Source organism: Synergistaceae bacterium (assembly GCA_017443945.1).
Taxonomy (GTDB): domain Bacteria; phylum Synergistota; class Synergistia; order Synergistales; family Aminobacteriaceae; genus JAFUXM01.
In genome coordinates this window covers 1-6,293 of the sequence record JAFSXS010000087.1, presented here as the reverse complement: position 1 = coordinate 6,293, position 6,293 = coordinate 1, and the positions used below count along the sequence as shown (strand labels likewise).

Here is a 6,293-nt window from a genome sequence, read left to right as displayed (position 1 = left end):
GTGGGCGGGTGGGACTAACCAAATTGCAATGAGTCAACCCCTCACTGTGATAACTGCCGTTATGAGAAAAAATTTTTGCCTGAACGCGCTTATATAATATTTCGTTCGTCGTTGAAATAAATTTTTCCGTCATGACTCGTGATATTAAAGCCTTTACACCACTGAAATATAAAATTTTTCCCGCTCATAATCAAATTTGCTAATTCACTGCAACGGCTGCGGGATAAAGTCTTCAGCTTGAGATTTCTTCCGGCCTCACGAATTATTAACGAGCACTCATTAACGTTCAATGCCCGCAATTTTTTACGGACTAATGCCAGACCAGAAAAATTATAATCCCTGCAAGAGTCTAAAAGTTTTCTGCTGTAAGATTCTTCGCGCTCTCGAGTTTCTCTCATGTCCTCGCCGAAATTAGCAAGATGTTCAATAGCTGACGAGTTAATTTTATTCTCAATCAACGGCAAAAGATTCAACCGCAAGAAATTTCGTGTATAAGTCTCGTCATTGTTAGAGGAGTCCTCCCGCCACGTTAAGCCCCTTATACGCAGAATATCACGCAGAAATTCACGCCTCAAGCCCAGCAAAGGCCGATAAAATTTTATTCCGTCAATAATGCTGCTTTCAGTTATTCCGACAGAGCCGCGTATACCAGTCCCGCGCAAAATATTAAATAAAACCGTCTCGGCCAAATCATCACGGTTATGACCGAGAAAAATATAATCAAGATTAAAATTTTTAGCAACATCGCAAATTTCACGGAGTCTGACTCTTCTTGCTGCTGCCTCAAGTGACTCGCCTTTTGTGCGCTCAATGGGAACGCTTGAGAGTTTAATAATTATTTCAACGCCTAGAGAATCAGCAAAATTTTTCGTGAAGTCCATATCAGAATCTGACTCGCTGCCTCTAATGCCGTGATTCACATGAATTGCGACTATTCGGCCATCATAAAATTTTTTGCACAGCCACAATAACGCAATCGAATCGCCGCCCCCTGAGACAGCGACTCCGACTCTGTTTTTGCCTTCAGTGAGCCAGCCTTGACTCTTTCCTGTTTCGAGAAAATATTTTTTCAGCACATAATCTGATAATTCATATGGAATCATTTTATTTGTCATATAACATTCTATAAATTTCGAGATTCGCCGAGACCCTTTGCACATATCCGCAAGTTTCGTCAAATTTTACGGCCTCGATCCAGTGAATCAAATCTAATTTGTCGCCGCCGTCCTTCATCCACTTGCGTGCGTTGCCTGAACCTGCGTTATAAGCGGCCATAATCCATTCTTTACGCGCGAAACTTTTTCCGAGCCACCCTAAATGTGAAGTCCCTAATTTTATATTATCGCTGGGGTTATTGAGGTCATAATTTGCGAGTCCTGCGCGTTTTGCTTCACCTTTTGCAGTAGCCGGCATTAATTGCATGAGTCCTGCTGCACCTACCCAGCTGCGTGCGTCGGCCTTGAATGCGCTTTCTTGTCTCATGATCGCCCAGATAAAATTATTCTCGACTCCGTACTGCTTTGACGCTGAATCAACAAAATTTTTGAATGGTCTGGGGTATAACGCTTCTAAATCTGCCCTGTATAAATTTGTTGTTGACGTTAAAAGAGTTTCGAGTCTTCTTGCTTCACTGTAGGATTCGTCGAGTCCCATCCAGCGCGATAAAATTAATGCCCGGTATAATTCTTTAGTTGACGCTTTCGGGCGCGAGAGTCTCAAGTACGCGTTATAAATGAATCCCCAGTTTTCGAGCTCTGACGGGTTTAAATTTAAATGCGGGTTAGTGCCGTTAATTATCTTAATGGGAGCTTTGAGAGTCAATCCGTAAATTGTCAGCGGATATTTTCTGCGGATTAGTGAAATAGTTTTTTCTGACTCTTTTGTCTGTCCTGCGAGTGCTTGAGCGTGTGCCAGCCAATAAAGTATTCTAGCGCGCTTATAGAATCCTACTCCGGGAGCATCTGCCTGACGAAATAATTTTACTGCTTCTGCGGGTTTACCTGCGTTGAGATTTTCCCATGCACGCGACCATAAGACTTTGAACGAATAATTTGTGTTAGGGAATGAACGCAATATTTGAGCCTCGTAATTTGCTTTTTTCTGCGGGTTATCCTTGCCGGTGAGATTTATTAACGCCTGCAATGCCCTTGCTTGAACTTGGCCGCGTCTGTCCCGTGCGATTCTTTCGAGGACTGCCACACATTTATTCATCATGCCGCTATCTTTTGCGAGATTTGCGATTCTTGTAACTGCTGAGGCTGCGTAAGAATTTCCGCTGATTGCGAGATTTCCCCATAAATTTAGCGCGTTGTCGTTCTGCTTGAGTCTCGAATTTGCCCATGCTCTGTAATAAATTGCTTTGCGTCCTGTTGCAGTCTTGAGTCGTTCGAGTGAGGCTTTATTATTTCCCGTTGAATGATAATAGACTCCGAGTGCTATTTTTGTTTCGTTGTCGGATCTTCCGGAGTTAATTAATATTTCAGCTGCTTTCTTGTTTGCGGGCTGGAGATTTAATAGTTTTAGCGCGTGGTCTCTTGCGTGTTTGTTGCCTGCTTGAGAAATGAGTCGAGTCAGAGTAAAAATTTTCTGCTGGTCATTGCTTGAACTTGCGAGCATTCGATTTAAGGCGTTCAAAGTATTTCGCGGGTCATTTTTTGCGCTATAGAGTCTATATTGTGATAGAGCAGCATAATATTTTAAGTCGGCCGGTGCAGATTTATATAAATTTTCTGCGAGTGATACAGCTTTATTAGTCTGCCCGGAATTTTCGTAAGCTAGCAGGAGAGTCATATCTGAATAGGGCTTTATTGATGCCGGGAAATTCCGCGAATGAGCTTCAAGAATGGCTGCGCACTCCTGCCAACGTGCTTGGAATCTATAAGCATTTGCCATTAACGAATAATCGCGCGGAGTCTTCTGTGTTAAGGCGTTGAAAGCTGACTCCATTTCTGCCCACGAATGCTGCCAAAATAAATCCTGCAAACTTGCTGCACTTGCTGAGACGCTCATAAATAACATCATGAACAAACAAGCTGTAAATTTCTTTATCGTCATGTGAAAAATTGTACTCCTTAAAAATTTTTGCTGTAATTATATAATAGCTGGATAATTGTAAAAAATTTTTGTACGTGCCGGACAGAACAAAATATAAATTAATGGCGCGAAAAATGAAGTTATTATAAAAAATTTCTTCGTGAAATATTTGTATTGCTTGAATGAATTAACATTTTTGTAGTTGCAAATGTAGTTGTAAAATATTTATCTCTGCATGAAAATTTTGTATGAAAAGTTTTTTGCGTGAATAAATACATTCTATCACAAAATAAAATCCCCCGCCGATAAATAAATTACTGACGAGGGAAAAATTTTTATTCGCGTAAATTAGAATCTTTCGACTTTGTAAATTTTCTCTAACTCTTCTGAACGAGCCTTTAACAACTCTTGAGTCTTTTTCTCGCGCAATTCCTGCATGATTCTGGGTTTTACCTGCTCAAAAGGTGTAGGAGCTGCCGGAATCTTTGCTTCAAGTTTTATTATGTGCAGTCCAAATTGTGATTTAACCGGTTCTGAAATATCGCCGGGATTCTTGAGTGCAAATGCTGCTTTCTCGAAATCAGGCACCATCACACCGCGAGGAAATTCGCCCAAATCACCGCCGTTAGCTTTACTGCCTGGATCAAGTGAATATTCTTTTGCGAGGACATCAAATGACGCGCCCGCTTTTAAATCTGCGATAATTTTTGCTGCTAACTCGTCTGCATCACCGCTGATTAAAATGTGTCTTGCGTGAACTTTTTCCGGCTGCATGAAAGAGTTTTTGTTATCGTCGTAAAATTTTTGTGCTTCGTCGTCGCTTACTGTGATCCCCTTCAATAACTCGCGCATAGCTGCCTGTGCTAACATTGCTCTTCGTGTGCTCTCGATTGTTGCGATAAATTCGGGTGTCTCGTCGAGTTTTGCTTTCTCGCCTTCAAGCGCAAAGAGTCTCAATGAAATAACGTCATCGATTACCATTTTACGGCCTTGTTCGCTCTGATAAAGCATTAGTGCCTGCTGTCCGAACGGCTGAAGGAATAACAAGACTTCACGCTCGGTGATGTCCTGACTGTTTACGCGCGCAACTACTTTGTTAAGATCCGCAGCAAACGCGAAATTTGCAAGTGCCAGAGTGATTAATAATCCCGCAAAAATTTTCCTGCTCATGTAAATAAATCCTCCTGTTAAATTATTATTATTATTCAACTCTCAAAGTTTAGCATATAATATCGCTGATTCTTGTAAATTAAATATGTATATGGAGTGATTTTTTTTGCGCTTGGTAAATACGCAGCTGGTTTTAGGCTTGTCAATATGGGTTATGGGGTTTGCATTTATGGTAACGGGATGGCTTGTCGGCGAGCTTTCGGAGAAATGGGGCAAGATTCCATCAAAAATTTTGTACAGGACAGGAGCAATAATCGTAGCTGTTCCGATTATAATTTTACTCTGCAAAATTTCGGCTATGCTTTACACAAATAGATTTGATATTGCTTCATACATAAATAATGCGCTCCAATTCGTAACGGATGCACTTAAAGTTATATGATACTCGCGAATTTAATCGGGCTTGCTGTTGCTGCGTTCATGCTTTATTTTCCGTATGAATGGTGCAAGTACAGGCGTGAAGACGAAAAAATTTACGGCCTTAAATGGTTTATGACAAAAGAGTCAAAACGTGATGTAATAATTGCTTTGTGCGTGACTCTTATTCCGTTGACAATAATTTCTATGCACTGGCCGTTAAAGTGGGGAGGTCCGGGCCCTCATCGAGTCAGATTCTGGAGCGCATTAAATAATTTAGGAGGAGGACTCGCGGCGGCATTCATTGAGGAAACTTTTTATCGCGGCTGGCTTCAAACTCTTTTGACGCGTAAATTTAAGGCGTTTGCAGCAATTATTATAACGTCGCTTATATTTGCGTTGAGTCATTTAATAGTGCTTGCCGGTTGGCTGAGATTTGCGACATTTTTTCCGGGGATAATTATGGGAATACTTAGACATAGAGGAGGTTCAGTAATGCCCGCTATAATTTATCATGCTGTCTGTAATATCTGGGCGGTTTGGTGGGCTCCGATACCATGAAAAAATTTTTGCTGATAATTTATTTATTGCTTATTGCGTCGAGTTCAAGTGCTGCAAATTTTATCGAGCTTAGAATCCCTTGCGATTTAGATTCAGAAGTAATTGCGTTAATGCCTGCTGGTGAAAAAATTTCTCTTGGGCGCGTAATAATGACTCCGATAAAATCAAATTGGCCGGCTTATACTGCTAGTAAGTGGTGTGAGCCTTCAACTGTGTGTGCGTCGGCAGTGAATGCGATTCATATTTTAATTGACGTAGAGAAAGGACGCGGACGGATTATAAGTCTTATCCCGAAAATTACATTAGCTCCGGCAGCTGCTAAGGGTGCATTTTTTGCGCTTGATATGCCTGCTGGTACGGGGATATTCGGAGGTTTTGCGCCTTTAGTGGGTTCGCGAGTTACGGTTGAACATGACGGAGTCGAAAAAAAATTAACCAGCATCCCTGAAGAAGGCGATACATTAATAATTCGTTCGGATTTACCTGCGAGTCAAAAAACTTTTATGATCGAAATCGAAAATAGGCAGGGCGGGCGGGTCATTGCTTATAAAGATTCGGGAATTGAAGTTATTGCGAGAGTGATTCATCCTGTTAACGGTGTCGGGAGATTCGGCGGGACTCAATTTCAGAATGTCGGGCGGATAAGAGCATCACACGCGGGAGTAATAGATATTTCCACGACAAGGCGCGGCGATACTGGCGGGATTCAAATTATGCCGTTGAAACACGCTTTGACATCTCCTGAAATGATTAATGCCTGGGATATGACTCAATGGATGATAATTGCGCCTCTTCCGGGCAATGACGATTTAGAAGGTACAGAGCCTTTGTATAAACATTCATTATTGCCGGGTTCGCAGTTAAATGACTCTTTGCCGGGATTATTGACAGATTATGTGCGAAGGCCGTTAATAATTTGCAGGCTTGACGGAGGAAACTGGCAGAAATTACCGGAAATTGCCGGACGAGTCGATAACGGACTAAAGAATTTAACGCACGTAAGAATTTATTATCCTGCGTGGAACTGGTGAAAAACTTTTTACAACTGGTGCTGTTTGCGCGTCATCAGCTGCTTTTGTTGGTCATAGCAGAAAACATGTATGGAAGAAATAATTTAACGCACTATTCCGCGCACAAATGACAAAAAATTTTTCCCCCCGCCGCCCCCACCC

The 6,293-nt window shown here is 41.7% G+C and carries 6 protein-coding genes; 3 read left to right on the top strand and 3 right to left on the bottom strand.

The features are described 5' to 3' along the window. Positions 1-89: 89 nt before the first annotated feature. The 3 genes from tilS to IJT21_08885 all read right to left on the bottom strand — a co-directional run bounded on the left by tilS (position 90) and on the right by IJT21_08885 (position 3,885). Positions 90-1,178 carry a tRNA lysidine(34) synthetase TilS gene (gene tilS / locus IJT21_08895; protein ID MBQ7578367.1) on the bottom strand — a complete coding sequence of 363 codons (1,089 nt, stop codon included), beginning with the start codon at positions 1,176-1,178 and terminating at the stop codon, positions 90-92. Next, entirely contained in the window at positions 1,105-3,054 is a 1,950-nt protein-coding gene (locus tag IJT21_08890) for a transglycosylase SLT domain-containing protein (GenBank protein ID MBQ7578366.1), read from the bottom strand. The genes tilS and IJT21_08890 overlap by 74 nt, the downstream gene beginning before the upstream one ends. A gap of 327 nt (positions 3,055-3,381) precedes the next feature. Beyond that, complete coding sequence (locus IJT21_08885) at positions 3,382-3,885, bottom strand: peptidylprolyl isomerase (GenBank protein ID MBQ7578365.1); 504 nt, start codon at positions 3,883-3,885, stop codon at positions 3,382-3,384. 430 nt (positions 3,886-4,315) lie between these two features. Here IJT21_08885 and IJT21_08880 point away from each other — a divergent pair, with 430 nt between their 5' ends. Genes IJT21_08880 through IJT21_08870 form a run of 3 tightly spaced genes read left to right on the top strand, consistent with a single transcriptional unit; the run spans position 4,316 to position 6,152 of the window. Further along, entirely contained in the window at positions 4,316-4,585 is a 270-nt protein-coding gene (locus IJT21_08880; protein MBQ7578364.1) for a hypothetical protein, read from the top strand. After that, positions 4,582-5,121, top strand: coding sequence for a CPBP family intramembrane metalloprotease (locus IJT21_08875; protein ID MBQ7578363.1), 540 nt, complete (start codon positions 4,582-4,584; stop codon positions 5,119-5,121). Before IJT21_08880 ends, IJT21_08875 begins: the two co-directional genes overlap by 4 nt. Continuing rightward, positions 5,118-6,152 (top strand): hypothetical protein, encoded by a 1,035-nt coding sequence (locus IJT21_08870; protein ID MBQ7578362.1) that lies wholly within the window; start codon positions 5,118-5,120, stop codon positions 6,150-6,152. Before IJT21_08875 ends, IJT21_08870 begins: the two co-directional genes overlap by 4 nt. Positions 6,153-6,293: the final 141 nt, after the last annotated feature.

Excerpts from the sequence above, each read along its gene's own strand:
- IJT21_08890 (MBQ7578366.1), bottom strand. The coding sequence starts at position 3,054 with ATGACGATAAAGAAATTTACAGCTTGTTTGTTCATGATGTTATTTATG.
- IJT21_08885 (MBQ7578365.1), bottom strand. The coding sequence starts at position 3,885 with ATGCGCGAGTTATTGAAGGGGATCACAGTAAGCGACGACGAAGCACAA.
- IJT21_08875 (MBQ7578363.1), top strand. The coding sequence starts at position 4,582 with ATGATACTCGCGAATTTAATCGGGCTTGCTGTTGCTGCGTTCATGCTT.
- IJT21_08870 (MBQ7578362.1), top strand. The coding sequence starts at position 5,118 with ATGAAAAAATTTTTGCTGATAATTTATTTATTGCTTATTGCGTCGAGT.